Source organism: Halopseudomonas sp. (assembly GCF_036961105.1).
Classification (GTDB): domain Bacteria; phylum Pseudomonadota; class Gammaproteobacteria; order Pseudomonadales; family Pseudomonadaceae; genus Halopseudomonas.
In genome coordinates, this window is the sequence record NZ_JBALWW010000024.1 from 17,470 (window position 1) to 43,706 (window position 26,237).

Here is a 26,237-nt window from a genome sequence, read left to right on the forward strand (position 1 = left end):
TATGTCACCAGCCTGTCATGCCTATGCTGCCCCTCAATGCGTGAGTGAGGGCAGCCATAAGGACAGGCTGGGAAACAATACCAGCAGCAGCGTAGCGAAGAGCAGAATGAGGATGAACGGGGGGGTGCCCCGGATCACGTCAAAGTAGGGGCGTCGGAATACCGCCATGGCAGTAAAGATGTCACAGCCGAAGGGCGGTGTAGCAGAGCCGATAGCGGCCTGCAGGGTAACAATCACGCCTACATGAATCGGGTCCAGGCCAGCGGCCTCAACCGCTGGTTTGAACAGCGGGGTCAGGATGAGAATGACCACTATCGGGTCGACGAACATGCAACCTATAAAGAAGGATACGGCGATCAGACCCAGTACCAGTGTCGGGCTATCGCCAATACTGGCGATCACAGGCTCCAGGATAGCCTGCGGTATGCCGGCGAACGAAATGGTGTAAGTAAAGGCATTGCCGGCCGCCACAAGAATGAACACCACAGCGGTGATAAGCCCGGTCGACAGCGCTACGTCCCAGAGCTCGGTCAGCTTGACGGCGCGCAGTATCACCACTTCGAGAATGATGGCGTAGAGCACAGCGATGGCTGCCGCTTCTGTCGGGCTGAAAATGCCGCCATAAATACCGCCCACCACTACCAGCGGGAAACCCAGTGGCAGCAACGCCTTTTTCATGGCCTTCCAGCGCAACGCCCAGCCAACGCGTTCTTCTGGTTCGATACCCATGCGAATGGAGCCGATCCAGCAATAAATCGAAAACAGCACCAGAATCAGCAGGCCGGGAATGATCCCGGCGATGAACAGGTCGCCGATGGACGAGCCCGACACCACCCCGTAGATGATCATGCCGATGCTGGGCGGGATCAGCAGGGCGATATCGCTGGCGTTGATGATCAGCGCCAGACTGAAAGAGTCGGAATAGCCCTTTTCCAGCAACTTGGGGCGCATGGGCCCCCCCATGGCGACCACGGTAGCCTGGGTTGAACCGGAGACAGCGCCAAACAGGGTGCAGCTGGCAGCAGTTGTAATCGGCAGGCCGCCGCGCAGGTGGCCCACGAAGCTCTGCACCAGATCCAGCAGGCGATTGGCGGTATGGCCGCGAGTCATCAGATCGGCAGCGAATATGAACAGCGGAACCGCAGCCAGCGCCCAAGATTGTACGCCGCTGATCATCTGACCCATCAGCAGGCCTACATTGCCCATATCTATTACCAGAAACAGCAGCATCAGGCTGGCGACGAGCAACGGCACCATCATCGGGAAGCCCAGCAATAGCAGCACTATCATGGTGATAAAGGTCAGGGTCAGCATGCAGGGTCCAATGGCTAGCGGTTAGACAGCGCCGTCGTCAGGCACGGCGTTGTACTCTTCCTTCTCATTGAAGGAACGATAAATGTCGCGGGAGATCAGGTTGCGAATCGCGGTAAGCCAATACTGGATGCCCGCTAAAGCGAAACCTATGGGCGCGGCCAGATAGGGGATCCACAGGGGGATCTGCAAGGCCGAGGTGGTGCGGCCACGACTCTGAATGGCACTCACATAGTCCCAGGCGTACCAGGCGAAGTAGAACATCAGCGCGCCGGTGAGCAGGCTGATGAATACCAGCATGGCTTTGCGTGGCCAGCCGCTGAGCTGGTCGTAGAAGGCCGACATGCAGATATGCCGGGCCCGGCGCACGCCATAGCCGAGGCCGGCGAAGGTCATGATGATCAGGCTTATCTGCGTCAGTTCGACCTGGCCGGTAAGGCCGTTGCCAAACAGCTGACGGCCCAGAACGTGGATAATCAACAGGCCCGCAAGAAATAGCACGCTGAGGCCGAGGATGGTCTTTTCGATATGCTCCGACGTGCGATCCAGTGCGCTCAGCATGGTGCCGAGCAATGCCTTTGCGGAGTGGCTGGCCGACGTATCGCCAGGCTCTGGCATTGAGCTGTCCTCTTCTTGGCCTGTTGGGTCAGGCTCTGACCAGATCGGTAGAGAAGTTGATCCGGCTGGAGTTTGTGTACATGAATCGACGGCCTGGTCAGCTTGTGATTTGGTCGTCTATCTGTGATCTGTTTTTAAACTACCCTATCCAAAACGGTTTTGCACGGCATGGACATATGCTGAGCCTATGTTATGGTTATTTGGCTAACCAGAACAATTTATAAGGAGTGTTCCATGAATTGGCGTAATGGATGTATTGGTGCGGCGGCAGTTCTGCTGGCGGCTTGTGGTTCGGACGAAGAGCCCACGGCAAATACCACAGCACCCGAGGCGGAGGTGGAAGAGACCACGCCCGCTGCGGCTGAACCGGAAACCTGGGGTTTTGCCCTGGAAGAAATCGAAGGTAGCGTCCAGTACGAATACGGTGCCAAGTTTGCCGAGCTGATAAACGAAAAAACCGATGGTCAGGTTGAGGTGAAGCTCTACCCCTACGGCCAACTGGGCGGCCTGACTGATATTTACGATCAGGTGCAATCCGGTGCAGTGCAGTTTGCCTTCGGTTCCGGCTTTCTGGGCGGTACCGTGCCCGAGTCGCAGCTGTTCAGCCTGAACTTCGTGCTGACCGACAACGAAAAGACCAACGCCGAGATTCTCAACGCACCGGAATTTCGCCAGAACGAAGATCTGGTAGCCTCATTCCGCGAGCGTGACTTGCAACCCTTGGCAATTGTGCCCGAGGGCTGGCAGGTCTGGAGTGCCAACAAGGCAATCCGCACCCCTGACGATTTCAGCGGCCTGGCCATTCGCACCATGGACAACCGTCTGCTGCGCGAAACCTATAGTGCTTACGGCGCCGATCCCACCACCATGGAATATGGCGAGCTGTTCAGCGGTATGCAGCTGGGCCAGCTGGACGGCAACATCCAGCCGGTTTTCGCCCACCAGGAAATGGACTTTTACAAGGTGCAGGATTACCTGATTTTCGCCAATCAGGCGCAGTTCATTGCAACCTTCATGGCCAACAGCGGCTGGTATGACAGCCTCAGTCAGGACCGCAAGCATGTGATTGAAGAAGCAGTGACCGAGCTGGTGCCCTACATTCACGACGTGCAGACGCGCCTGAATACCGAACGTCTGGACATCATCACCGAAAACAGCGATATCGAGCTGATCTACCTTACTCCCGAAGAGCGTGACGCTTTCCGCGAGCGCAGCTTGCCGGTACGTGATGTGTTTTCCGAAATGGTCGGTGAGCGTGGTACGCGGTTGATGAACACCTTGATCGAGCAGGTTGAGAACGCTGATGTTCCCGACGCGGCCCCCGAGCAGTCAGATACCGAGACTGCCACCGAGCAACCCGAAGCCGAAGCTGAAGAGTCAGCGATGGATGAGGCTGCTTGAGGCGCCTTGACGCTATAGCTGTGTAACACCTGGCCGTTTAACCGGGGCCGGGTCAGAAAAACCCGGATTGGCGTGAGCTGATCCGGGTTTTTTGTGGTCGCAGTTTATAGGTCCGTGGCCGCTGGCGTGACGGCGCATGGCAGTTGGTCCATCAGCCGCCACTCCAGCGAGCCGCGTTACTCACTATCGACGGAGAACACCATGAGCAAGACAGTCAACACCATTGACCCGAGCACAGGTGAGAAAATCGCCGAATATCAGATATTGAGCGAAGAGCAGGCCAGTCAAGTTGTGGAGCGCGCCGATGCGGCCTTCAGGAGCTGGCGTCTGGAAAGCCTGCAAAACCGCGCCAAAGTGCTCAACAAGATGGCTGATCTGATTGATGCCAACCGCGACGAACTGGCACAGTTGATGACCCGCGAGATGGGCAAGCCGGTGGAACAGGGACATCAGGAATGCCAATTATGCGCCGCCATTTGCCGATACTCTGCGGAGCATGGTCCGGAGCAGCTGAAAGACGAAAGCCGGCCGCTGAAGGGCGGGCGCGCATTGATTACCTATCAACCCATTGGCGTCATTCTGGGTATTCAGCCGTGGAATTTCCCGCTGTATCAGGTCATACGTTACAGCGCGTGCAATATCATGGCGGGCAATACCACCGTCCTTAAGCATGCCAGCAACGTGTTTGGCATGAGTCAGAAGATTGAGCAGCTCTATCTGGAAGCGGGGCTGCCGGAGGGCGTTTTTCAGGCGCTGCTGCTCGATGGCGCAGGAGCCAGCAAGCTGGTAGAACACCCCAAGGTACGCGGTGTGACCTTTACCGGTAGCGATAGTACCGGCAAGAAGATTGCCGAGGCGGCTGGCAAGGTGGTGAAGAAAACCGTGCTGGAACTGGGTAGCAACGATGCTTATGTAGTGCTATCGGATGCCGATGTCGCCATGGCGGTAAAAACCTGCGTTCAGGGCCGCATCATCAACAATGGTGAAACCTGTGTCTCGGCCAAACGTTTTGTGGTGGCGGCGCAGGTGTATGACGAGTTCCGCGACCAGTTTGTCTCGCAGATGGCGGCGATTAAAACCGGTGACCCTACGCAGAAAGGTACGCAGCTTGGCCCCATTGCGCGCAAGGATCTGCGCGATACCCTGCATGAGCAGGTTGAGGAGTCGGTGCGCCAGGGCGCCAAGGTCAGCGTGGGCGGGCAGATACCCGAAGGCGCTGGCTTCTTTTATCCGGCTACGGTACTGGAAAACGTCAAACCCGGCATGCCGGCCTACGATGGCGAGCTGTTCGGTCCGGTCGCTTCGCTGATCAAGGCCGCCGATGACGAAGACGCCATGCGTATTGCCAACGATTCCCGCTATGGTCTGGGCGGCGGCATTTTTTCGCGCAACGAAGATCGCGCTGTAGAGCTGGCCCGCCTGCATTTTGATACTGGCATGGTCAATATCAACGGCTACAATCTGGCGCAACCGCATCTGCCCTTCGGCGGCGTCAAGGACAGTGGCTATGGCCGTGAGCACGGCGGCTTTGGCATCCGCGAGTTTGTGAACGTCAAGGCGGTGATGATCACCGAGCAATAGTGGCTTGCCGCTCTGCTGTCGACTGGCGCAGGGCGGCTCCCATCACGCTTGACTGCACCGCAGACTGCGAGTGTGCCTGGTTTTGCCTCATCATTCTTAGCACCCGCGCTCTTTCATCAATGCGGGTGAGCCAGTAGCATAGCGCCCATTCCCCAGTAGACCGGACAATCCCCATGAGCCAAGTTGAGCGCGCTGCGGTAGAGCAGGCCATTGCCCAGTACCAGGACCCGTATCTGAAGACCGACCTCATCAGCAGCGGCTGCCTGCGGCAGCTGGATATTGATGGTGACGTGGTGCGTGCCGAGTTGGTATTGGGCTATGCCGCCAATACCATAGTGGGTGGCATAGCGCAGATGATCCAGACCGCAGTCGAAAACCTCGACGACGTCAGCGTTGCACATATAAAGGTGCGGTGTGAGGTGGTCGCTGGTGAACTGCAGGGCAAGGTGCCGGCGCTGGCCAACGTCAAGAATGTTATCGCTGTCGCGTCAGGCAAGGGCGGTGTAGGCAAATCCACCACAGCCGCCAATCTGGCTTTGGCCCTCGCGCGCGAAGGCGCCAAGGTGGGCGTGTTGGACGCCGATATCTATGGTCCCAGCATGGGGCTGATGCTCGGCCTCCCCGAAGGCACCCGCCCGCAGGTGCATGAAAACAAGTGGTTTATCCCGCCTACTGCGCACGGTCTGCAAGTGATGTCGATGGCCTTTCTGGTCGATGAAAACACTCCAGTCGTCTGGCGCGGGCCCATGGTGTCCGGTGCACTGATGCAGCTCCTGACTCAATCGGCCTGGGATGAGCTGGATTATCTGGTCGTGGACATGCCGCCGGGCACGGGTGATATCCAACTGACGCTGGCGCAGAAGGTGCCCGTAACGGGCGCGGTGATAGTGACTACGCCGCAGGATCTGGCACTGTTGGACGCGAAGAAAGGCATCGGTATGTTCGAGAAGGTGAATATTCCCGTGCTGGGCGTGGTCGAGAACATGGCCATCCATATCTGCTCCAACTGCGGTCACGCCGAGCATCTGTTTGGGGAAGGGGGTGGTGAGCGGCTGGCTGACGAGTATGGCGTGGATCTGCTGGCGTCCATGCCGCTGTCGATGATGATTCGCGAGCAGGCCGACGGGGGCAGGCCCACCGTGATTGCCGAGCCGGAGTGCCAGATCAGCATGATCTATCAGGATATGGCGCGTCATGTAGGTGCGCGCATTACCCAGCAGGCCACGGGCCAGGGTATGCCGGAAATCAGTATCAGCGATGATTGATCGCGGACTTTTGTCAGCCCTCATAACCCGGTAACATGCAGGCTCTTTTTCGACCAGTTCAGGACACACCATGAGCATCAAAGCCGACCGTTGGATCCGCAGAATGTCCCAGGAGCACGGGATGATCGAGCCCTTTGTCGAGCGCCAGGTACGGGGCTCCGAGGGCGACCGGGTCATTTCCTACGGTGTGTCCAGTTACGGCTACGATGTGCGCTGCGCCGATGAATTCAAGGTGTTCACCAACATCCATTCGGCCACTGTTGATCCCAAGCACTTTGATGAGAAGAGCTTTGTTGATGTGAAAGGCGACGTCTGCATCATTCCCCCCAACTCCTTTGCGTTGGCCCGGACCGTGGAATACTTTCGTATCCCGCGTGATGTGTTGACCATCTGCCTGGGCAAGAGTACTTACGCGCGTTGCGGCATTATCGTCAATGTCACGCCGCTTGAGCCCGAGTGGGAAGGTCACGTTACCCTGGAGTTTTCCAACACCACCACCTTGCCGGCGAAGATCTATGCCAACGAGGGTGTAGCACAGATGCTGTTCTTTGAATCCGATGAGTCGTGCGAAGTGTCTTATCGCGACCGCGGCGGCAAGTATCAGGGGCAGCGGGGCGTTACCTTGCCACGAGCCTGAAGCTTGCGCCGGCTTGTTCAGAACCCGATGCCCTGGCGTCGGGTTTTTTATTGGCTTGCAAAAAAATGGTCTCGCGCGGCTTGCCGTGGAACAAGACGCGCGAGACCGGGTAATACAACTACTTAAGCGGATGCCGCCCGCGAATGAAGGCGAGCGCAGTGTTCAGAGTGTCTTGGACACGGAGAAGGTAAAGTTGGAGTCACAGGAATCGGAGCTGGTATAGGGGCAGTCGTCATCCAGGTCGGTATCGCTGTACATCAGCGCGAGGTCCAGGCCGAGCACGGTCTTGCCGATACTGACAGCCCAGTCACCGTATTTTTCGTCGCCGCTGACACCATCAAGCGGGTCCTTGGTATCGGTCAGGCCGTAGTGCAGCCCCAAACCCATGTCCCATGGCAGGTCGAAGCCATAATCGATGTAGGTGTAGAGTGCGCTACCGGGATCGTAGGCATATTTGGCGCCCAGCACGAAGCCATAGAGGCTCAAGCTGGCGAGGGCCTCCTGCACGTCGATCGAGCTGTTACCGGGATAGGTATAGGTAGCCCATTGCAGGTCATAGCCGATGTCATCGGTGATGGCGCCGCCGTAGCCGGCATAGTAGTCGAACTCTACGCTGGAGCCGCCGAAGTCTTCTGAATCCACATTGGATGCCCAGGCGCCGATATACAGGCCACTTTCATGGGCGATATCCAGACTGCCCTGAACGGCGCCAGCGCCATCAGTCTGTGACTGACCGCGCCAGATGTATTGGGTAGCCAGGGTGGCAGTCATGCTGGTATCAAACTCGCCAAGGGCAGTGTCGAACGCTTCTGCGTGAGTCATGGTGGCAAAAGACAGCGTGCTGGCGGTAGCAACGGCAACTGCAAGTTTCTTCATCATCGCGTGTTTCCCCAAATGGTTTTGATTAAATGCGTTGGCACGACTCACTTAGCATTAAGCTTGCCAGCTTTTAAATTCTCTTTTTTTTCATTTAGTTATGTCGTTTTTGTGACAATGTTAGCCGGCCTTGGGGTTGGCGGTTTGAGGCGCGGTGCACTTTTGCGGTGCGGGAAAAATCAGCGATGGCGCAAAGGGTGGCAAGACGATGGCGCATAGCTACGCGCCATCGCTGCGGAAAAAAGAATGGTTAAGCAGCAGGCGCCTGAACTGTTAGTCGGCCACCAAGGCGACCAGGCGTTTGTGACGTTGGTAACGCTGCAGGCGATCAGCTAGTGGCTCCGGAAGCAGATCGGTGGGGGCAAAGCCGTTGCCTGAATACAGGGACGTCAGTTCCGGTGCGCAGAATAGCCAAACGGGGCGTTGTGACTCTTGTACCTGCTCTCTGGCTTTCTTGAGAAGGGTGCTCGCGTGGCCGTGACCACGGTAGTTCGGAGCCACCACCAGACTGGTCAACCAGTAACCTTGCGCAATCGGTTGCAGGCAGAGAGCAGCAACGATCTGTGCGCCGTCCTGTGCTACCCATACCCAATGATGACCTTTGGCCTTGGCGCCACGCTGATGTTCCCGGTAAAACCGGTTCACCAACGGATAGGATGCGAGGGGTAATTGAATAATCTCAATAGGCATGGTGCGTGGTCGCTATACGAATACCGCGATTTTCGCACAGGCTATGCCTGACCACTATGTTTCCCTAATCGATCCTTCGCTCTGCCTTTGCTGCGCATCCGCCGTTGGCTCTGCGCAGCAAAGGTAGTCTGGTCATTCAGCGCGGCAGTGGGGCAGGGCTTCAGATGCGTCGACGCTTGCTCATCCACAAGGTGCATAAGAATAACGTCAGACAGACGCCAAAGAACATTTTGCCCAGCGTTGCAGCGGTGGCACCAAAGCCGCCAAAGGTGAATACCGCAGCGGCGACCGTCATGATGAAAAATGCGATGGCCCAATTAAGCAAGGGAGACCTCCGATAGTGGGCGGGGTTACCAGACTGCCCGCTCATACATTCAATTGCACCCGGCAAGGTGGCTTCCTTAATATGAAAGTAGATCGCCGGCTTTTGCTCCATGTTCATATTTTTTTACGTCCGTAATCCGATAATAATAACAAACAGAGATGGAGAGGGTCAGAGCCGCAGGGTTGGCGCGCGATTCTGGACTGCGTCCGTGGTTGCCCATTGAGGCTCGCCCATATCGATGGAAGCGGCAGAGGCGCGTCCGACGCGCAATTCGCTGGCATCCAGGGCGCGAACGCCGGGAGTGTTGCGGGCGGTGGCAATGGCTACACGCTTATCGTTCTCGTGCAATACAGTGCCTCTGAGAGTCACGAAGCCGTTCTCTGCGTTGACGCGGATGCTTATCCCGTCCGTGTTACCATCCCACTGCAAACGTGACTGCAGAGTGGCGGTCAGCACACGATCGTCGTCGAAAGGTTGACCTTGATCCTGGCGTTGCTCTGTCGGCATGGGCTGGCTCTGGTCGGAGCTGTCTGCATGGGTGACCAGCGGCATCAAGCTGGCTAAGCTAAGCGAGAATGCAAGCAGAGCAGTGCGATTGGTGCTGTGCATAGTGTCAATCTCCGGTCTGTGTCCTGGTCAGGCCGCCGAACTGGCTCCTGACGTTTCATAGTATTGAGAGCAACAGCTGTGCCAGTTATTTTTATAAATAAAAATCGTTTAAAAACAATTGTTTAGATGTTTTTTGTGGCAGAGTGCGGAATGCAAGTTGCAAGATTGCAATATCTTCACCATGCAATTTGCATGATTTACGCAGAGCGGTATCTCACAACAGGCGTGGAGCAGACGAAAAGATGGAAGCAGCGCAAACCAAGGGGCGAATTTTGCTGGTCGATGACGAGCCGGCAATCCTCAGAACCTTTCGCTATTGTCTTGAAGATGAGGGCTATTACATCGCAACCGCTGCCAGTGCGGCCCAGGCCGAAACGGTATTGCACAGCCAGGTTTTTGATCTCTGTTTTCTGGATTTGCGCTTGGGCGAAGATAACGGCCTGGACGTGATGGCAAAGATGCGCGTCATCGCTCCCTGGATGCGCGTGGTGATCGTGACCGCGCATTCAGCGGTGGATACCGCAGTAGATGCGATGCAATCGGGCGCTGCCGATTATCTGGTGAAACCCTGCAGCCCGGACCAATTGCGCATGGCTGCGGTCAAGCAACTGGAAATGCGCCAGATGGCCGCGCGCCTTGAAGCGCTGGAAGACGAAGTAAGCAAACCCCTGGCCCGCGTCGAGTCGCAGAGCCCGGAGATGATGACGGTACTCGAAACCGCCCGACAGGTAGCGGTGACAGATGCCAATATTCTGATTCTGGGAGAATCCGGCACCGGCAAGGGCGAGCTGGCCCGTTTGATTCATGGCTGGAGTCAGCGCGCAAAGAAGTCCTGCGTCACCATCAACTGCCCTTCGCTGACTGCCGAGCTGATGGAAAGCGAGCTTTTCGGACACAGCAAGGGTGCCTTCACCGGTGCGAGTGAGAACACCCTGGGGCGGGTCAATCAGGCTGATGGCGGAACGCTGTTTCTTGACGAGATAGGTGATTTCCCTCTCACGCTGCAGCCAAAATTGCTGCGATTTATTCAAGACAAGGAATACGAGCGTGTGGGTGACCCGGTTACGCGCCGCGCCGACGTGCGCATTCTGGCGGCGACCAACCTCGATCTGGGGGAGATGGTCAAGGACGGTCGGTTTCGGGAAGATCTGCTTTACCGCCTCAATGTGATTACTCTGACGCTGCCGCCGCTGCGTGAACGCCACGACGATATCATGGCTTTGGCTGAACGATTTCTTGCCAACTTTGTCAAGGATTATGCCCGCCCCGCAACCGGCTTCAGCACTGCCGCTCGCGACGCCCTGCTGGCATACAACTGGCCCGGTAATATTCGCGAATTACGCAATGTGATTGAACGGGCCAGCATTATCTGCAATGAGGAGCTGGTGCAGGTGTCCCATCTTGGATTGACGGCCACAGAAAGTAACAGCGCGCCAAGAGTTGGCTCGGAGCTGAGTCTCGAAGAGCTGGAGAAGGCCCATATCGCGGCCGTGCTGGCATCCTGTTCGACGCTGGATCAAGCGGCCAAGACCTTGGGCATTGACGCGTCTACCCTCTATCGCAAGCGCAAGCAGCTTGGCTTATGAAGTTACGCACGCAGCTGTTTCTCAGCAGCAGCGCGCTTATCACGGTGGCGCTGGTTGGGCTGGTTGTGGGCATGTTTGGTGTCCTGAGCCTGACCCAGTCGCAAAAGCTCTCGATGAGCAGCAACCTCAACATCATCAAGGCCACCTTGGCGATGCGGCAGGAAATCGGCAGCCAGGTCACCATGCTGCTGGAAGAGGAGCTGGACCGCGAAAAGATCAACGCCTCTGATACACGCTTCAAGCAGTGGCTAGGCATAGGCAAGGCGCATGCCGTGGATGAGGCAGACCGCACGGCAATGCAGGCAATTGATGAAAGCTATGCGGCCTATGACGGGATCTTGCGTCGGCCAGCGGCGCTGCGCCGTGAACTGCTCTCCAATGACGCCTTCAGCACGCGCGTCTCTGCCATGCGTGATGCCCTGAATGACATCCAGAACCGCTATGTGGCCAAAGCCGAGCAGGCCGAAGCGGCCGCGCATCAGCGCGCCTGGCTGATCGCCGGGCTGCTGGGTCTGATTGGCCTGTCGGTGTTGTTGCTGGGACTGCTGACCGCCAACAGCATAGCGCGCCGGTTTGCGCAGCCGATCGAGGGTCTGGCCGAGGCTGCCGACCAGGTCAGCACCGGCGATTTCAATGTTATGTTGCCGATTTCACCGGTACTGGAAATCTCCGCCTTGAGTCGCCGTTTCGGCGCCATGGCTGAAGCCCTTCGCGAATTCAAGAACAGTGACGTGGAAGCTATCAAGAGCGAGCAGCGTCGTCTGCAGGCTGTGCTCGACAGTATCGATGATGGTCTGCTGATCCTGGATCAGGATGGTGAAGTTGAACACTTCAACCCCGTTGCCCGGCGTCAGTTGGACTGGGACGCGCGCGAGCTGGGCCAGACGCTGGGCGCAGCCATGGGCCGTCCCGAGCTGGATGAGCAGGTGCGCGATGTGCTGGCCGGCAATCCGCACAGCAGCGAACAGGAGGATTTGGCGGTCACGGTTGCCGGTGAAACGCGGCTACTCGATTACAGTCTCACCCCCGTGCTGCGCACCGACACCTGGGTTCAGGGCGCGGTTATGGTGCTGCGCGACGTAACCGATCAGCGCGCTTTCGAACGTGTGCGGCGGGAGTTCGTGTTACGGGCTTCGCACGAGCTGCGCACCCCGGTGACGGGGATGCACATGGCTTTCTCCCTATTGCAGGAACGTCTCCAGTTCGCAGCTGAAAGCCGTGAGGCCGACCTGTTGCTGGTGGTGGATGAAGAGATGCGTAGGCTGGTTGATCTGATCAACGATCTGCTGGACTTCTCGCGCTACCAGAACGGTTTGCAGAAGCTGAAGCTTGAGCCCTGCGACCCCCGCGAGCTGCTTGAACAGGCAGCGGCACGTTTCGCCGAACAGGCGCGTGGCGCCAATATCACTCTCGCGGTAGATATTCATGGCGAGATACCGTCTGCGCGGCTCGACCGGTTACAGATTGAGCGGGTATTGGACAACCTGCTGGGCAATGCGCTGCGGCACAGCAAACGCGATGGCGAGGTGCGTTTGCAGGCGCGGCGCCAAGGCGAGCGCATCATGCTCAGCGTAGAAGACAACGGCGAAGGTATTCCTTTCAGTCAGCAGGGCCGGGTGTTCGAACCCTTTGTGCAAATCGGTAGCAAAAAGGGTGGTGCCGGCCTGGGACTGGCGCTCTGCAAGGAGGTGGTTCAATTGCATGGCGGGCACATTGGCTTGCAGTCGAAACTGGGCCATGGCGCCCAGTTCTACATGTCGCTGCCGTTATAGCTCAGGCCCTAGCGCTTACCCATGGAGCGCCGCGTGTTGCGCGGCGCCATGCCGATCTTCTTCTCGTGGCGGTCTCCGCCGGCCTTGCCCTTGCTGGGCGCCGCCCCAGCGCGCGCGTGGGCGCTGGCCGCTGCCGAGAACAGCGAGCCCAGCCCCGGCAACGCTTTTGAAGGCTCGGACGCCGCCTCCGTTGGTGCTATTGGGGCATTTTTGCTGGGTTGGTCATTCATGGCGAGCTCGGCTGGGTATTGAAAAGGTCGGCAAGTATACTGTGCGGCGCGCGCAGGCCCTAGCAAGTCAGTAAAAATTGCAGCAAGCTCCCCGCCGTTCCAACTCTCCAGCAGGCACCTTGATATGGCAAACGCAGTGAAACCCATTGTTTATCAGGGGATTGAAACCCTAAGCCTGCGTCAACTGGATGAGCTCAGTGCGGTGCCCAAAGGCACCAGTTTTCGCGCTTTCAAGCGGGTACTGGGCGAACTGCGCGAGGGTGAACACTTTTTTCATCTGCCAGCAGATGAGCATAAAGAGTTGATCGATGCGCTAAAAACCGCTGGGCAGATCTACGCCACGACGGTGCACCTGGTACTGCTCACGCGCAGCGGCTGCGCGCGCCTCCAGCAAGCCGCCAGCTAACGGACAATTGCCGCCTCAAGCCAGGAATCCCAGCCATCCCGAGGCTGCCAACAACAGGCCCATCAATCGATTGAAGCGGCGCAGCCCTGTGGGTGAGCGCAGCCAGCGCCCGGCCTGCATTCCCAGCCACGCCCACAGCAGCATGCAGGGCACGGCCATCAGCAGAAACAGCAATGCCAGCAGCCAGGCAGGTGCTCCGGCGCTGGCCATGAATACGCTGACCACCGCCAGAGCAACAGTCCAGGGCTTGGGGTTGATCAGTTGCAATGAGGCGACGGTCCAGCCGCTGATTGGTCGCTCGCCAGCCGGCTTGGCAACTAACTCTACCGGCGATCGTGCTATTTGCCAGCCCAGGTAGCTCAGCCAGAGCGCGCCGACGTAGCCGAGCACCTGCGCGAGGCGCGGTATGGCCAGCAGGGTAGTGCCCATGCCCAAACCGACGGCCAGTACCAGTGCAGCAGAGGCCAGACAACCGCCGAGTATGATGGGCACGCTGGCGCGCAGGCCGAATCGTGCGCTGTTGCTCATGGCCAGCAGGTTGGTCGGGCCGGGGGTAATAGAGGCTACAAAGGCGAACAGCAGGAAGGGCAGTAATGGTGTCACGCTGGAACTCCCGAAAGTAATGTCGGAGGTCAGTGTGCGCTGGGCGTCAGCTCTGGTCTGGAAGAGGTGTGCAGCGGTTGCGATACCCTGCCGGTGTCAGGCCGTAGGCGCGCCTGAACCAGCGACCAAGATGACTCTGATCAGCAAATCCCAGGCTGGCGGCAACCTGCGCAGGCGTTTCACCGGCAGCCAGCCGTCGCCGCGCCCGAGCCAGCCGTAATTGCACCAGATAGGCGTGCGGCGCCAGTCCAAAGGTCGCCTTGAAAGCGCGGCTCAGACGAAAGCGGTCCACCCCGGTCACCGCCGCCAGGTCGGTCAGGCTCAAATCCTGCTCCATATGCGCATGCAGATAATCGCGTGCGCGCAGCGCTACCTGTGGCATGCGTGGGTCTGCCTGGCTGCGTTGGCGCCACTGCATCTGGCCAGATAATTGGGTAAGCAGATAGTCGATCGCGGTTTGCCGAACGATGCGCAGCTCTTGCTGATGCAAGGTTTGAAAGGTGCTGGCGATGGCAAAGATCAGCTCGGGGGAGGGGCCGACTGTCATGCTCATGCTGGGTAGGCAGTCTTGCGGTGCATCGGCAAACAAGGCGCGCAACTCACGTTCCAGCCACTGCGGGTCGAGGTAAAGCATGGAGTAGGTAAAGCCGTCGGGCGTGGGCGCTTCGCCGTCGTGAATCTCGCCGGGCTCCAGCAGAATTACCTTGCCGGGCACACTGTCATAGCGCTGGCGCCCGCAACGAAAGCGCTGCACGCCCTGTTCGGTAAAGCCCACCAGATAACTGTCGTGCCAGTGCGGATCATAGGCATGCCCCTCAAAGTGTGCGCGAATGGTCTCGATGCCGGTGTCGGCGTCCTGTCTGAGATCAATCCAGTTGCGGGCGTTCATGCGCTGGTTTTGCCGAGCCGGTCAGTGGGTGGATGAAAGCATCATAGCGCGCCCGTGGCGGCAGTCTGGAAGATTTGTGCAGGAAGCTGGGAGCCGCAAGCCGCAAGCCGCAAGCCGCAAGCCGCAAGCCGCAAGCCACGACCCACGACCCACGACCCACCCTGGCGTTTATTGTCCGTTTGCCGGATGAAGATCATCATCACAAGATGGAGATGATCTTTCGCGGCTTATCTCTGGACAGGCTGAACCGCTTGCTGTTCAGCGCTCGTCGGCCTTGACCCATTTTGCTACTTTGGGTGCTTGGTAGCTGTGTACCTGGTGCAGCAGGCTGGGGATATCTGCTGCAACTATCAACATGTCGCGGTAGGGCTGCTTCATGAAACCCTCGGCCAGTGCGTGATCGAGGAAGGCGATGAGTTTGTCGTAGTAGCCCGCGGCGTTGTATAACGCGCACGGCTTTTGATGATGACCCAGTTGGCCCCAGGTCCAAACCTCAAACAGCTCTTCAAAGGTGCCGACGCCACCGGGCAGCGCGATGAAGCCGTCGGCCAGATCCGCCATGCGCGCTTTGCGTTCATGCATGGAGGAAACTTCGATCAACTGCGTCAAACCGTCATGCGCCAACTCACGCTCCACCAGATGGCGGGGGATAACGCCAATTACCTCGCCACCGGCGGCCAGCGCTGCGTCCGCTACGGCGCCCATCAGGCCAACTTGCGCGCCGCCGTACACCAATCCGATGCCGGCATCGGCCAGAGCGGTACCCAGCTCAACAGCTGCTTGCAGATATTGGGGTTGGTTGCCGGCGCTTGAACCGCAGAATACACAAATTCGCACAGGTGCTCCTTGAGTTGGAAAGGGCAAGAGGACGGCTCGCTCACGAGCGATCGCAGCGGGGGACATTAACCAAAAAAGACCAAGTTCGCCATGCTTGCCTTCTTTCTGATCAACAGCGCTTTCTCAGCCGCCAAGCTCTGCCAGAGCGCGCGCACCTGAACAAAAACCGCTTGGCTGGCCCGCAGTAGGCCGCACGCTCATCCCAGCTTTCAGCTTTCAGCTTTCAGCTTCCAGCTTCCAGCTTCCAGCTTCCAGCGCCAGTAGCGCGCTTTCATGTTATTTTCACGTTACAACCACTGCGGAGCCTCGCCTTGTACCTGCCTGAGCACTTTGCCGAAGATCGCCCCGAACAATTGCATGCTCTGATCAAGGCGCACCCGCTGGGAGCGCTGGTGACTCAGGGAATCGAGGGGTTGGACGCCAACCATATTCCCTTCGAGCTGCTGGCAGAGCGGGGCGAGCACGGCGTACTGCAGGGCCATGTTGCACGCGCCAATCCGTTGTTGCAGCAGTGCACCGACGGGATGCCGGTGCTGGTGATCTTTCAGGGCGAGCAGGGTTATATTTCACCCAATTGGTATCCCAGCAAGCATGAGACCCACCGGCAGGTGCCGACCTGGAACTATCAGGTAGTACACGCGCATGGTCGCCTGGTATTGCGAGACGATGAGCGCTTTGTGCGTGGGCTCGTCGCCCGCCTGACCCGCGCGCACGAAGTCCGCACTGAGCAGCCTCGTCCCTGGAAGATGACTGACTCCAGCGCCGATTACATCAGTCAGATGCTTACCGCTATTGTCGGCGTTGAAATAGAAATAGAACGCCTCGTAGGCAAGTTCAAGTTGAGCCAGAACAAAGCTCCGGGCGACATCGAGGGCGCTGCGGCGGGGCTGGACGAGCGCGGGCAGCAGCGGCTCGCACAGCTGATGCGAGCAGCCGAGCAACCCGAATAGGTGCTTGGTGGCTGCATTTAAGGTCATCGATTTACGCCGCGCACAGCTCTGGTGCGGGGCTTTGCACGCAGCGGTCGGTATTGCGGGTGGCAAGATGATGGCACTGTTTTTGCTGGAGTCTTGAAGCAAGTCTGTCCAGACGGTCAGGTTTTACTTCAAGGCGCGAAAATATGCTCTCCCTGCTTCGAAACATCTCGATGCGCGGCAAATTGCTGCTGCTCATTCTCCCGGCCCTGTTGGGCACGCTGTATTTCTCCATCACCACAGTCAGCGCGCGCTACGCCAACCTGGAGGCGACACAAGCTGCGCGTGATTTGTTCAAGCTGGTTTTGAAGGCAGACCCGCTGGTCGAGAATCTACAGAAGGAGCGCGGCCTGACGGCACTGTTCATTGCCTCTAGCGGTGCCGACGGCCGCGTGGTCGAGCGGCTGGAAGCCCAGCGCGCACTGACGGAGGCCAGCCTGCTAACCTTCAGCGAAGCGCTGGGGAGCCTGGAGGGGGATATACGCGCGGTAATAGCGCCGCAGCTGTCGCGTGCCAGCGCTGCCTTGACCGAGCTGGCACCGCTGCGTGAGCGCGTCATGAACGAAGATATCCCCGCCGAAGCCGCTAACGCAGCCTACAGTCAGGCCGTAACCCAATTGACTGCGCTGAGCCCGGAGATCTTGCACCGAACCGAAGAGCCGCAGCTGACCCGCTTGATGGGCGCCTTTTACGCGCTCACTGAGGCCACCGAATGGGCTGCCGAGGAGATGGCCCGGGGTGCTTCTGTGCTCAGCGAAGGCAATGTTTCCCTGGCTCTGGTGGCTGAGGTCAGCTCGGCTGGCGCGCGTAAGCAAACACTGTTGCAAACGGCGGCGAGCCTGTTGGGAGATTCCATGCAGGCGCAGGTACAAGACCTGCAAGAGCAACCGGAGTCCCTGGCTTTCAGCGCGCTGCGCAACAAACTGATCGGCTCGGAGTACGGCTTTCTGGGCATGGCCAATATCGAGTGGTTTGACAGCGCCTCCAACGCCATCAATGGCGTATATCACCTGAAGCAGAAGGTTGCTGCCGAAATGGCCGAGCGGACTGATTACGTGTTGAACCGCGCGCGCAATGAGCTGCAGCGGGCAGCGATCATTGGCACCGTGGTGGTGGTGGCAGTGTTGTTGCTGGCGATGTTAATCATTCTTGGGGTTACCGGACAGGTCAATCAGCTGCTGGGCGACTTTCGCCAGATCATGGACAAGAAGGACCTGTCGATCCGCACCAAGATCTGCTCACGTGACGAGGTGGGGCTGATCGGCAGCGCGCTCAATGGCCTTATCGAGACCTTCTCCGGTGCCCTCAGCCAGATCGATCAGACCAGTGTACGCCTGGCGTCGGCCTCCGAGCAGACCCGCGCCACCGCCAGTCAGAACTCCGACCAGGTGGGCCAGCAGCAATTGCTGGTAGAGCAGGTAGCCGCTGCGGCAGAGGAGATGTCCAGCACCTCCGAAGAAATCTCGCGCAATACCCAGCAAGTGGCGGACGCGGCTGCCGATGCCTCCGGCAAGAATCAGGCGGGGCGTGCCGTGGTGGAGCAAAGCGTCGCGCGCATCCGCCATCTGGCCAGCGCCATCGAGCAGGTGAATGGCCAGATGGAGCGCCTGCAACACAGCAGCGAGTCTATTACCCGCGTGATAGACGTCATCAAGACGGTGGCCGATCAAACCAATCTGCTGGCGCTGAATGCTGCCATCGAAGCGGCGAGGGCGGGCGAGCATGGCCGTGGTTTTGCCGTGGTGGCCGATGAAGTGCGCAACCTGGCGCGCCAGACCCATGATTCCACCGTCGAAATCGAGAATATGATCAGCGGTTTTCGCGACATTGCCGACAGCGTCAAGGTTGCAGTTACCCAGAGCCACAAGCTGGCCACTACCAGTGCCGACGAGGCCGAAAAGCTTGAAGGAACCCTTGCCGATATCCTGCAGGATGTGGACCGAATCTCCAGTATGGCCAGCCAGATAGCCACTGCGGCCGAAGAGCAGGTTGCGGTTACGCGGGATATTTCGCGCAGCATGTCGTCGGTGCGTGATACCTCACTGCAGACGCTCAGCGGCTCACGCGAGATATCTCTGGTCACTGTCAGCCAGGCCGAACTGGCTAGCGAGTTGCAAGCGCTGGCACAGGGGTTTCGCGTCTAGACAGATGACAGAGATGCACGCCTGCCGTAGGCGGGTTACAAAAAATGCTGAACGGTCGGCAGCTTGGTCGGTCGATAATTAAGTATCAAAAAGAAACGAAAATGTAATTTGCATCACAGCTTCTATCGCCTAATACTCAGGCATCACCGGCGCGTGTCTTGGAGGGCGTATGAGTCGTTTCAAGTCGTTCGATGACGTAGAAATCTATTACCAGTGCTGGGTGGTAAAGTCGCCCGAGCCGCCGGTTGTACTGCACCACGGCTATGTTGCTAACGCCCGCGTCAACTGGGTGGTGCCTGGCATGGTGCGTCGGCTGACCCTGGCCGGGCGCAGCGTGATAGCGCTGGATGCCCGGGGCCATGGCCGCTCGGACAAGCCGCACGATCCCGCCGTGTATGGCGAGGCGCGTATGGCACAGGACCTCAGCTGCCTGCTGGACGAACTTGAGTTGGAAGAGGTCGATCTGGTGGGCTACTCGATGGGCGCCACCGTAGCACTGTTGGCTGGCACCCAGGAGCCGCGTATTCGTCGCCTGGTGGCAGGCGGTATTGGTGCAAATACGCTGAATCTGGCCAGTCCCTATCATGCCGCCGGGCGCAGAGCCTTGTCGCAGGCGATGCTCGCCAGTCGCTGGAGTATTCGCAACCCGACACTGGCCGGCTTTCGGCTGTTGGCAGACATGGTTTGGGCAGATCGCAAGGCCATGGCTGCCCAAGCACTGGCCTTTCACTCCAGGCGCATTCCGCTGGAAAAGATCACCGCTCCCACCCTCATCATCGCCGGTGACAAGGACCCCTTTGCCAAGCAGCCGCGCAAACTGCAGAAGGCCATACCCGGTGCCCAACTGAAAGTGGTACCGGGTGATCATTCCAGCGTATTGATTCGGCCAAGCTTTCAGCGCGCCATTGTGGACTTTCTGCAGAGCTGAGGGCGCTTTCAGCGCTCCGCCAGACGGTACTTGGCGCACGCTATCAAGCGCCAATCCGCCGCATTGGCGTCACAATCGGCATCTAGCCCTATTTTTTACGGCACCAATTGCCTCCTGACTGTTCTACTTTCTAACGCCCGTTTAAATAGAAAGCAGGGAGGACAATGATGGAAAACGTCTTATTTGCCGGATGGGAGAGCCTGGGGCGCACGCTAGTTATAGGCATCATGGCCTACTGCGCCTTGGTGATTTTTCTGCGCGCCTCGGGTAAACGCACGCTCTCCAAACTCAACGCGTTTGATTGGGTGGTCACCGTGGCTTTGGGCTCCACGCTGGCCAGCGTGCTATTGACCAAGAATGTGGCCTTTAGCGACGGTGCCCTGGCCTTTGCGTTGCTGATTGGCCTGCAGCTCGCCGTTACCTGGATCAGCGTGCGTGCTCGCTGGTTCCGCCGCTTCATCACCGGCGAGCCGGCGATGCTGCTACACCGTGGCAGCTTCATGCCCGACGCCATGCGCCGTGCACGTATCACCCAGGACGAGGTGCGCGCGGCAGTGCGCTCAACAGGCGTGTTGGCGCTGGCAGACGTGGAGGCAGTGGTGCTGGAAACCGATGGTTCCCTGAGCGTTGTAAGCCGCAGCGCCGCGACCGGGCCAAACAGTCTTGAGGGTGTGCGGGGGTACGCCGGGCAGCAATAGAGCCGAGCACAAGCTTTGGCAGGCAGGAGCGGGGGGGTTACGCAGCGGTTCCAGCCACCCTGGAGCGTCCAGATAATGAACTTGAAAAAGGCGCGGTTTATACCGTTAGGGGGCCAGAGAAATGAATGTTCGACATATGCAGCGAAATGATCTCGCTGCCGCAATGCAGGTCCACCAGCACGCTTTTGGCCGTGCGGCACAATCACCTTACTGGATTGAAGTTACCCTTGAGGCCTTTCCACGGTTTCTCTGTTTTGTGGCAGCGGACGCGGGGCAGGTACTCGGCTATCTGATCTGGTCGCAAAAGCACGGCTACCGAGATGAGGCGACGGTCGAGCTGGATCAGATTGCGGTACTGCCCGAGCATGTGGGCGACGAGGTAGCCCGGCAATTGATTGAAGAGTCCATGCCGCACGTCAGTGCGCAGCTGGCCAGCCAGGGAATCTGCGTCAAGCATATCAACGTCAGCCTGCGTGAAGATGAGCATCTCCACCGGCCCTACCAAACCGCTCTGGATGTTGAGGTCGCCACTGCGATTGCGGGTTTGTACCGCCTCGATGAAACGCTGATGGCCGCCAAGGATATGGAAAGGCGGGCTGAGCCGGCTGATTGAGTGAACGGCCAGCGATTGAGCTGTAGCGGCCAAGTTCAAAGCCGGCCGCCGGAAAGAGTGGCTGGTCGGCAATTTCAGGTTTCTCAACGGCTCCCGTTGTGTATCTCAGTCCGGGAGTCGTTGGCCCTCAGTCGATATTTCGACCAGGCTACTCTTCGTCTGGGGCGTACATGTCTTTCATGAAATAGGCAAAAGCCGTCTGAAAAGCCGTTTCCTGATAGCCCTTCAGGCCGGTCTCGGCAAAGGGAATATGCACGGGATTGCGCTTGAGCGATGCCTTGATGTCGGTGGTCGACATGATGACCACATCCAGGTCGCTGATCAGCTCAATGGCCGCCTCCAGCTTGAAACCCACAGCGCCGCCGGCAAATTTGCCCTTCATTGGCCGTTGGCGAATCACCACCTTGTCCACCTGATAGTCCTGCATCAGTTTGGCAAAGGTCTGCTGGAAATAGCGCAGCTCGCGCGTACTGTTGATGTCGGTCAGCGTCAGCCGCCGCGAGCGGCAGTCAGGCAGCTGAAACACATCGTCCGTCAGGGTCAGCAAACACAGATTCACATCGTTACTGTTGATCTCAACACCGCAAACTTTCATGGCACACCCAAGCTGATTAGATGGGCGCAGTGTAGCGCAAAAGCTTGGGGCTAGCCTCTGGCGGCCTGCAGCGCTGTCATTGAAAATGCTCCTGAGCGCATTATCTGCTTTACGCCACAACGTAAATGGCATTACATTTTTGCAACGGCAATAAGCCAGTTTGCAGGAGCCCAGGGATGGCATCGAGAAGTTCTGCAGGGTTTACCTCAATGGTGTTTTTTTCAGGCCAGCGCCTCGCTGTTGGCCGGCCGCCTTCAAGCAGCGCGGGTTATTCCCACGGCCAGCAACGGCTGTCGCATCGCACTGATCCCACTCTCGACCTGGTCGCCACCTCGTATCGCCCTTTATGTGGTCAGCATCGGGCGGCCGACATCTCGTTGATAATGGGCCTTGCCCCCCCATCTGAACGGCCTTGCGGAGACACCTGCTTTCGCTTGGCCTCGGCGCCTTGGCGCCAAGACTAAAACTCCCTTAGCTGCTAATGACGCCCGTAGGAACGGACCTTAGTGCCTTCGAGGCGAGTCTGGGGGGGCTGGTATGCGTTTTCGGATCTCTTCCGTGAGCGAGTAGTTGGTGGTCGTGGTACCTGCAGTGGTTTCAATAACCAAAACAAAACTGGTGTGACAAGGAGTGTGTAATGAAAGGATTGATCGCGGTTCTTTTGGTGGTTGCGTCACTGTTTAGCGTTGGGTGTTCGTCGGTAAAAACAAAGGTGCTCGCGCCTGATACAGCGACCGCTTTCAGTGGGAAGAATCTTTTGCTGTCAAAGTATAACGAGCTGCCGGATTTTCCTGCTCAGACTGCTGTGAACGTTCAGTTTGGTCTGGTGGGTGTGCTGACTGCTATTTCCAATGGCAATGCCATTATTCGCAGAAACAACATTCAGGACCCAGCGATGGGTATCTCCCGCCAGTTGGCGCAGGGGATGCAGGCCAACCATGGGTTTAATGTGACCGAAGCCACCGACTTTGCAGCGGTCAAGTCAGACGTCCCTGCGTTGGCTGCGCGTTACCAGGATTATGACTATGTGCTTGATGTCAAAACCCTGGGGTGGAGCTCCATCTACTTTCCGACCGACTGGGATAACTACCGCGTTATCTATTCGGCTCATGCGCGATTGATCAGTGTAGAGACCGGGCAGGTGGTTGCCGAACAGGTGTGCAGCCATGTGCCTGATTATGCGGATACCAACCAGGCGCCATCTTATGTGCAGCTGGAAAACGGCACCGGCCTCAATGCGACCTTGAACAAGTCGATCGAGTATTGCGTCGACCATATCCGAGCCGCCGCACAGCTGTATAACGAGGGGCAAGTGGAAGACGTTGCTCTGGTTGAGTGATTCCTCGGTTGGTAGTGCAATAGGGTTGTGCGCCCAGCTGTCACCCTGATCCAGGGGGGCAGCGAGCCGCAGGTCGAGATTGTTTATCTTGAGCCGCGCAGGGGTAGTGCGACTTTAAACGGGTCATTCTGCTCGGGTATGCTTGGTCAGTAGCTACGATTGCTGCATGGATAAAAACAACAAGAGGTGCTCAACGGAATGACGAACGAACAATTTGACGCACTGGTCGCTCGCCTCGAATCGCAGGCTCAGCGACATCCTTTTTGGTACAAGTCTCGCGTACTGCTCATGGCCTTGCTGGGCTACGGTTACATCACAGTGATGCTGGTTGGCCTGGTAGTGGCGACCTTGCTGTCTGTGCTATTCCTCAAGGTGCTTGGCCTCAAGCTGGCCATTCCGTTGCTGGTCTTGATCTGGGTGGTGCTCAAGGCGCTTTGGGTGCGGCTGGATGCGCCGCAAGGGCGCCGGGTGACCCAGCGCGAGGCGCCTGCCTTACTCTTGATGATCAATGATTTGCGCAAGCGACTGAAGGCGCCGCGCTTTCATCGGGTCCTGATCACTGATGACTTCAATGCATGCGTAGTGCAAACCCCACGTTTGGGCGTCTTTGGCTGGTATCGCAACTACCTGGTAATAGGTCTGCCGTTGATGAAGTCACTCAGCGTGGAGCAGTTCCGGGCAGTGCTCGCACATGAGTTTGGGCACCTTGCAGGCGGCCATGGCCGGGTTTCAAACTGGATCTACCGCATGCGGCTCAGCTGGCATCGGTTGATGGATTCACTGACTGCCGGTGGGCACTTCGGCACCTTCCTGTTTCGCGGCTTCTTCAAGTGGTATGTGCCTTACTTCACGGCGTTCTCCTTCCCGCTGGCGCGCGCGAATGAATATGAGGCTGATGCTGCTGCCGCCAAGGTGACCTCAGCGGATGCAATGGCGCAGGCGCTCACGGCGGTCAACGTAGTCGGGAGTTATCTGGACGAGCGCTATTGGAGCGATATCCACCGCAGCGCGGTGGATCTTCCGCGCCCGGCTTTTGCACCCTTCGAGCGGTTGGCAGAGCAGTTGTCTTCGGATATCGAGCCGGCCTCAACCCAGCTCTGGCTGGAGCATGCACTGGAACGCAAGACCACCTCTGCAGACACCCACCCCTCGTTGTCCGACCGCTTGCAAGCATTGCAGCAAGCTCCGCAACTTGACCTGCCGGCGCGTGAGGAGCGCGCAGACCTGCTGCTGGGCCCGGTATTACCGACCATTACCCAAGAGCTGGATTGTCAGTGGGAAGAGGCAATTCTGCCGGCCTGGCAAGAGCGTTATGAAAACGCAACGCAGGGCAGGGCACGCCTGCAGGAGCTGGAGGTTTGCGTAGCAGAAGGTACCGCTTTGAACGCGTCCGAGGCCTACGAACGGGCATGGTTGACCGAAGAATTTGGCAGCGGCGAGGAGGCGGCTTTCGAACAGTTTCGGCAGTTGCAGCAGCAGGAACCGGATAGCCCTGTTGCGTGTTTTGCACTGGGATCGCGCTTGCTGCGGCGTGACGACGATTCTGGCCTGGATCTGGTGCAGCGAGCGATAGAGCTCGATGACGATGCGATGCTCCCCGGTTACGAGTTGCTGCGCGACTACTGTTGGCGGCACGGTCAGGAGGCTGCGGCCCACGCGTGGCATGACAAGTTGATGCAGCGTGCTGAGCTGCTCGAGCGAGCACGCGCCGAGCGTGAACATCTCAGCCTGAAGGACAAGTTTGATCACCATGGGCTGCCAGAAGAGCTCATTGCCGAGGTGCGTGCCTGCCTGAATCCCATTCGCGGGGTACGCAAGGTCTATCTGCTACGCAAGCGCCTGAACCTCTTCCCGGAGCAGCCGCTCTACGTACTGGGCTTCTCCTGCACACCCTGGTGGGGCATATACCGGCGCAAGCGCGAGGCCGGCATTGGCCAGCGTATCGTCGACGAGCTCAACCTGCCGGGGGAGATTTTCTGCCTCAGCATCGATGGCGACAACTACCGATTTGGCCGCAAGTTTAGATGGAAGCGCGGTACCCGAATACGCTGACCTGGCGGCCGAGTGGCGGGGCGCATGACCACTTGCCACGAGGCGGACAGCGCAGGTTGCCTAGGCGGGTCATGGCGGTCGGTTCGGGCAAGAGTGGTAGACCAGTGACGAGTCGCGGCGAGCCCCTCACAACGCAAGCGACGTGCGCCGGGCGGTGCGCAAAGCAAGTGTGAGCGCGTATCGAATGCTTTACGCCGCAGTGCGATGCGGTTAATTTCAGTTCACGGCAATACGCCAGTTGCAGGAGCCCAAGGATGGCGCGTAGACGTACTTCAACACTCGATGACATGGTAACCGTATTGTCCCGCTTGCCCTGGTGGGCAAGTGCACTGATTGGCCTTGTGAGCTGGCTTATACTGCATCCCGTGGCCACAACGCCCTATGTGCCCCCCACTGGGCTCAAACCCGGCGACATGTCCGGCGTTCTGCTCGGGCAGCTCTGGCGCACCTTCGCCATGTTTGGCCAGTACCTCATACCCGCTGTTTGCCTGTTCGGCGCCATTGGTTCTATCGCCGGCCGGCACAAACGCAAGCAACTCCTGCAGAACGTCAAAACCGCCACCCAACCCGGTAAAACCATCGACGGCCTCAGCTGGCAACAGTTTGAACTCCTGATCGGCGAAGCCTTTCGCCGCCAGGGTTACAGCGTCTCGGAAACCGGCGGCAACGGCCCCGACGGTGGTATTGACCTTATCCTTCGCAAGAACAACGAAAAGTACCTGGTGCAATGCAAACACTGGCGCTCACTCAAGGTTGGCGTGCCGGTCATTCGCGAGTTTTTCGGCGCGATGGCGGTAGAGGGCGCAGCGGGTGGTTTTGTGGTGACTGCCGGGCAATACACCGCCGAGGCCAAAGGCTTCGCCGAAGGTCGCAACATCCAGCTTATCGACGGCGTAAAACTCAAGCGCCTGCTAGCACAGCGCAACCCCATAACCCCCGTCCCTGAACCCGGCACCACAGCGCAGGTGCCGCTGCAGCAAGTCGTTCAGCCGCCAACATCCGACCCGTTATGTCCTGCCTGCAACAGCGGCATGATCAAACGCACCGCGCGCAAGGGAAGCAACGCCGGCAACGTATTCTGGGGGTGCAGCACCTATCCAAAGTGCCGGGGAATCGTGAATGTATGAGCTGTGCACAGACCGCGATGGTATGCAGAGCCCCATGCCATGCAGTGTTATTGAGATCATGGAATGCGGAACTCAAGATAATACGTACATTGCGGGAGGGGAGTTGGGAATGGGGCTGTTTTTAAAGGTTT

Annotated in this window: 26 protein-coding genes; 15 read left to right on the forward strand and 11 right to left on the reverse strand. The window is 58.4% G+C overall.

The window, feature by feature from the left end:
• Positions 1–33 precede the first annotated feature (33 nt).
• Both V7756_RS16840 and V7756_RS16845 read right to left on the reverse strand, forming a co-directional pair.
• Positions 34–1,314, reverse strand: a complete 1,281-nt coding sequence (locus V7756_RS16840; RefSeq protein ID WP_335611354.1) for a TRAP transporter large permease — start codon at positions 1,312–1,314, stop codon at positions 34–36.
• Positions 1,315–1,335: 21 nt separating this feature from the next.
• Positions 1,336–1,929, reverse strand: a complete 594-nt coding sequence (locus tag V7756_RS16845; RefSeq protein ID WP_335611355.1) for a TRAP transporter small permease — start codon at positions 1,927–1,929, stop codon at positions 1,336–1,338.
• Positions 1,930–2,163: 234 nt separating this feature from the next.
• On the opposite strand from V7756_RS16845, the gene V7756_RS16850 reads away from it, so the two are divergent.
• The 4 genes from V7756_RS16850 (at position 2,164) to dcd (ending at position 6,813) form a co-directional block, all read left to right on the forward strand.
• The gene (locus tag V7756_RS16850; protein WP_335611356.1) at positions 2,164–3,330 is read left to right on the forward strand and encodes a TRAP transporter substrate-binding protein; all 1,167 of its coding nucleotides are present in this window, start codon (positions 2,164–2,166) and stop codon (positions 3,328–3,330) included.
• A 201-nt stretch (positions 3,331–3,531) separates the two neighbouring features.
• The gene (locus V7756_RS16855) at positions 3,532–4,911 is read left to right on the forward strand and encodes an NAD-dependent succinate-semialdehyde dehydrogenase (RefSeq protein ID WP_335611357.1); all 1,380 of its coding nucleotides are present in this window, start codon (positions 3,532–3,534) and stop codon (positions 4,909–4,911) included.
• Positions 4,912–5,084: 173 nt separating this feature from the next.
• On the forward strand, positions 5,085–6,176 hold the full coding sequence (apbC, locus tag V7756_RS16860; RefSeq protein WP_335611358.1) for an iron-sulfur cluster carrier protein ApbC: 1,092 nt from the start codon (positions 5,085–5,087) through the stop codon (positions 6,174–6,176).
• A gap of 70 nt (positions 6,177–6,246) precedes the next feature.
• Positions 6,247–6,813, forward strand: coding sequence for a dCTP deaminase (dcd, locus tag V7756_RS16865; protein WP_335611359.1), 567 nt, complete (start codon positions 6,247–6,249; stop codon positions 6,811–6,813).
• Positions 6,814–6,975: 162 nt separating this feature from the next.
• Here the strand turns inward: dcd and V7756_RS16870 are convergent, their stop codons facing one another.
• The 4 genes from V7756_RS16870 to V7756_RS16885 all read right to left on the reverse strand — a co-directional run bounded on the left by V7756_RS16870 (position 6,976) and on the right by V7756_RS16885 (position 9,313).
• Positions 6,976–7,692 (reverse strand): TorF family putative porin, encoded by a 717-nt coding sequence (locus V7756_RS16870; RefSeq protein WP_335611360.1) that lies wholly within the window; start codon positions 7,690–7,692, stop codon positions 6,976–6,978.
• Positions 7,693–7,962: 270 nt separating this feature from the next.
• Complete coding sequence (locus tag V7756_RS16875) at positions 7,963–8,379, reverse strand: GNAT family N-acetyltransferase (RefSeq protein ID WP_335611361.1); 417 nt, start codon at positions 8,377–8,379, stop codon at positions 7,963–7,965.
• Between the two features lie 160 nt (positions 8,380–8,539).
• On the reverse strand, positions 8,540–8,821 hold the full coding sequence (locus V7756_RS16880; protein WP_335611362.1) for a DUF1328 domain-containing protein: 282 nt from the start codon (positions 8,819–8,821) through the stop codon (positions 8,540–8,542).
• Between the two features lie 51 nt (positions 8,822–8,872).
• Positions 8,873–9,313 carry a BON domain-containing protein gene (locus V7756_RS16885; protein WP_335611363.1) on the reverse strand — a complete coding sequence of 147 codons (441 nt, stop codon included), beginning with the start codon at positions 9,311–9,313 and terminating at the stop codon, positions 8,873–8,875.
• Positions 9,314–9,555: 242 nt separating this feature from the next.
• Here V7756_RS16885 and algB point away from each other — a divergent pair, with 242 nt between their 5' ends.
• Positions 9,556–10,899, forward strand: a complete 1,344-nt coding sequence (algB, locus tag V7756_RS16890) for a sigma-54-dependent response regulator transcription factor AlgB (protein ID WP_335611364.1) — start codon at positions 9,556–9,558, stop codon at positions 10,897–10,899.
• On the forward strand, positions 10,896–12,671 hold the full coding sequence (locus tag V7756_RS16895) for an ATP-binding protein (protein ID WP_335611365.1): 1,776 nt from the start codon (positions 10,896–10,898) through the stop codon (positions 12,669–12,671). The genes algB and V7756_RS16895 overlap by 4 nt, the downstream gene beginning before the upstream one ends.
• An 8-nt stretch (positions 12,672–12,679) precedes the next feature.
• Here V7756_RS16895 and V7756_RS16900 read toward each other — a convergent pair whose 3' ends face one another.
• Positions 12,680–12,901, reverse strand: coding sequence for a hypothetical protein (locus V7756_RS16900; RefSeq protein WP_335611366.1), 222 nt, complete (start codon positions 12,899–12,901; stop codon positions 12,680–12,682).
• 124 nt (positions 12,902–13,025) lie between these two features.
• Here V7756_RS16900 and V7756_RS16905 point away from each other — a divergent pair, with 124 nt between their 5' ends.
• A complete protein-coding gene (locus V7756_RS16905; RefSeq protein ID WP_335611367.1) occupies positions 13,026–13,307 on the forward strand; it encodes an ORF6N domain-containing protein in 282 nt (93 codons plus the stop codon).
• Between the two features lie 15 nt (positions 13,308–13,322).
• Here V7756_RS16905 and V7756_RS16910 read toward each other — a convergent pair whose 3' ends face one another.
• The 3 genes from V7756_RS16910 to V7756_RS16920 form a co-directional block, all read right to left on the reverse strand.
• The gene (locus V7756_RS16910) at positions 13,323–13,910 is read right to left on the reverse strand and encodes a LysE family translocator (RefSeq protein ID WP_335611368.1); all 588 of its coding nucleotides are present in this window, start codon (positions 13,908–13,910) and stop codon (positions 13,323–13,325) included.
• Positions 13,911–13,956: 46 nt separating this feature from the next.
• Positions 13,957–14,799 carry an AraC family transcriptional regulator gene (locus tag V7756_RS16915; protein WP_335611369.1) on the reverse strand — a complete coding sequence of 281 codons (843 nt, stop codon included), beginning with the start codon at positions 14,797–14,799 and terminating at the stop codon, positions 13,957–13,959.
• Positions 14,800–15,057: 258 nt separating this feature from the next.
• Complete coding sequence (locus tag V7756_RS16920) at positions 15,058–15,636, reverse strand: TIGR00730 family Rossman fold protein (protein WP_335611370.1); 579 nt, start codon at positions 15,634–15,636, stop codon at positions 15,058–15,060.
• A gap of 311 nt (positions 15,637–15,947) precedes the next feature.
• Here V7756_RS16920 and V7756_RS16925 point away from each other — a divergent pair, with 311 nt between their 5' ends.
• The 5 genes from V7756_RS16925 to V7756_RS16945 all read left to right on the forward strand — a co-directional run bounded on the left by V7756_RS16925 (position 15,948) and on the right by V7756_RS16945 (position 20,993).
• Positions 15,948–16,586: an FMN-binding negative transcriptional regulator gene (locus V7756_RS16925; protein WP_335611371.1), complete on the forward strand. Its 639-nt coding sequence runs from the start codon at positions 15,948–15,950 to the stop codon at positions 16,584–16,586.
• Positions 16,587–16,756: 170 nt separating this feature from the next.
• Entirely contained in the window at positions 16,757–18,754 is a 1,998-nt protein-coding gene (locus V7756_RS16930; protein WP_335611372.1) for a methyl-accepting chemotaxis protein, read from the forward strand.
• Positions 18,755–18,923: 169 nt separating this feature from the next.
• Complete coding sequence (locus V7756_RS16935) at positions 18,924–19,682, forward strand: alpha/beta fold hydrolase (protein ID WP_335611373.1); 759 nt, start codon at positions 18,924–18,926, stop codon at positions 19,680–19,682.
• A gap of 167 nt (positions 19,683–19,849) precedes the next feature.
• Positions 19,850–20,380 (forward strand): DUF421 domain-containing protein, encoded by a 531-nt coding sequence (locus V7756_RS16940; RefSeq protein WP_335611374.1) that lies wholly within the window; start codon positions 19,850–19,852, stop codon positions 20,378–20,380.
• Between the two features lie 136 nt (positions 20,381–20,516).
• Positions 20,517–20,993 (forward strand): GNAT family N-acetyltransferase, encoded by a 477-nt coding sequence (locus V7756_RS16945; protein ID WP_335611375.1) that lies wholly within the window; start codon positions 20,517–20,519, stop codon positions 20,991–20,993.
• A gap of 148 nt (positions 20,994–21,141) precedes the next feature.
• Here the strand turns inward: V7756_RS16945 and V7756_RS16950 are convergent, their stop codons facing one another.
• Positions 21,142–21,588: a DUF3010 family protein gene (locus V7756_RS16950; protein WP_335611376.1), complete on the reverse strand. Its 447-nt coding sequence runs from the start codon at positions 21,586–21,588 to the stop codon at positions 21,142–21,144.
• A gap of 637 nt (positions 21,589–22,225) precedes the next feature.
• Here V7756_RS16950 and V7756_RS16955 point away from each other — a divergent pair.
• The 3 genes from V7756_RS16955 to V7756_RS16965 all read left to right on the forward strand — a co-directional run bounded on the left by V7756_RS16955 (position 22,226) and on the right by V7756_RS16965 (position 26,106).
• Positions 22,226–22,927 carry a hypothetical protein gene (locus V7756_RS16955; protein WP_335611377.1) on the forward strand — a complete coding sequence of 234 codons (702 nt, stop codon included), beginning with the start codon at positions 22,226–22,228 and terminating at the stop codon, positions 22,925–22,927.
• 198 nt (positions 22,928–23,125) lie between these two features.
• Positions 23,126–24,979, forward strand: a complete 1,854-nt coding sequence (locus tag V7756_RS16960; protein WP_335611378.1) for a M48 family metallopeptidase — start codon at positions 23,126–23,128, stop codon at positions 24,977–24,979.
• Between the two features lie 254 nt (positions 24,980–25,233).
• Positions 25,234–26,106: a restriction endonuclease gene (locus tag V7756_RS16965; protein WP_335611379.1), complete on the forward strand. Its 873-nt coding sequence runs from the start codon at positions 25,234–25,236 to the stop codon at positions 26,104–26,106.
• Positions 26,107–26,237 lie beyond the last annotated feature (131 nt).

Bases quoted from the DNA above. Each gene is read 5' to 3' on its own strand.
- dcd (WP_335611359.1), top strand. From the start codon at position 6,247: ATGAGCATCAAAGCCGACCGTTGGATCCGCAGAATGTCCCAGGAGCAC.
- V7756_RS16895 (WP_335611365.1), top strand. From the start codon at position 10,896: ATGAAGTTACGCACGCAGCTGTTTCTCAGCAGCAGCGCGCTTATCACG.
- V7756_RS16840 (WP_335611354.1), bottom strand. From the start codon at position 1,314: ATGCTGACCCTGACCTTTATCACCATGATAGTGCTGCTATTGCTGGGC.
- V7756_RS16950 (WP_335611376.1), bottom strand. From the start codon at position 21,588: ATGAAAGTTTGCGGTGTTGAGATCAACAGTAACGATGTGAATCTGTGT.
- V7756_RS16955 (WP_335611377.1), top strand. From the start codon at position 22,226: ATGAAAGGATTGATCGCGGTTCTTTTGGTGGTTGCGTCACTGTTTAGC.
- V7756_RS16900 (WP_335611366.1), bottom strand. From the start codon at position 12,901: ATGAATGACCAACCCAGCAAAAATGCCCCAATAGCACCAACGGAGGCG.
- V7756_RS16960 (WP_335611378.1), top strand. From the start codon at position 23,126: ATGACGAACGAACAATTTGACGCACTGGTCGCTCGCCTCGAATCGCAG.
- apbC (WP_335611358.1), top strand. From the start codon at position 5,085: ATGAGCCAAGTTGAGCGCGCTGCGGTAGAGCAGGCCATTGCCCAGTAC.
- V7756_RS16870 (WP_335611360.1), bottom strand. From the start codon at position 7,692: ATGATGAAGAAACTTGCAGTTGCCGTTGCTACCGCCAGCACGCTGTCT.
- V7756_RS16875 (WP_335611361.1), bottom strand. From the start codon at position 8,379: ATGCCTATTGAGATTATTCAATTACCCCTCGCATCCTATCCGTTGGTG.
- algB (WP_335611364.1), top strand. From the start codon at position 9,556: ATGGAAGCAGCGCAAACCAAGGGGCGAATTTTGCTGGTCGATGACGAG.
- V7756_RS16885 (WP_335611363.1), bottom strand. From the start codon at position 9,313: ATGCACAGCACCAATCGCACTGCTCTGCTTGCATTCTCGCTTAGCTTA.
- V7756_RS16915 (WP_335611369.1), bottom strand. From the start codon at position 14,799: ATGAACGCCCGCAACTGGATTGATCTCAGACAGGACGCCGACACCGGC.
- V7756_RS16845 (WP_335611355.1), bottom strand. From the start codon at position 1,929: ATGCCAGAGCCTGGCGATACGTCGGCCAGCCACTCCGCAAAGGCATTG.
- V7756_RS16850 (WP_335611356.1), top strand. From the start codon at position 2,164: ATGAATTGGCGTAATGGATGTATTGGTGCGGCGGCAGTTCTGCTGGCG.
- V7756_RS16945 (WP_335611375.1), top strand. From the start codon at position 20,517: ATGCAGCGAAATGATCTCGCTGCCGCAATGCAGGTCCACCAGCACGCT.
- V7756_RS16880 (WP_335611362.1), bottom strand. From the start codon at position 8,821: ATGAACATGGAGCAAAAGCCGGCGATCTACTTTCATATTAAGGAAGCC.
- V7756_RS16930 (WP_335611372.1), top strand. From the start codon at position 16,757: ATGCTCTCCCTGCTTCGAAACATCTCGATGCGCGGCAAATTGCTGCTG.
- V7756_RS16855 (WP_335611357.1), top strand. From the start codon at position 3,532: ATGAGCAAGACAGTCAACACCATTGACCCGAGCACAGGTGAGAAAATC.
- V7756_RS16940 (WP_335611374.1), top strand. From the start codon at position 19,850: ATGGAAAACGTCTTATTTGCCGGATGGGAGAGCCTGGGGCGCACGCTA.
- V7756_RS16935 (WP_335611373.1), top strand. From the start codon at position 18,924: ATGAGTCGTTTCAAGTCGTTCGATGACGTAGAAATCTATTACCAGTGC.
- V7756_RS16965 (WP_335611379.1), top strand. From the start codon at position 25,234: ATGGCGCGTAGACGTACTTCAACACTCGATGACATGGTAACCGTATTG.
- V7756_RS16905 (WP_335611367.1), top strand. From the start codon at position 13,026: ATGGCAAACGCAGTGAAACCCATTGTTTATCAGGGGATTGAAACCCTA.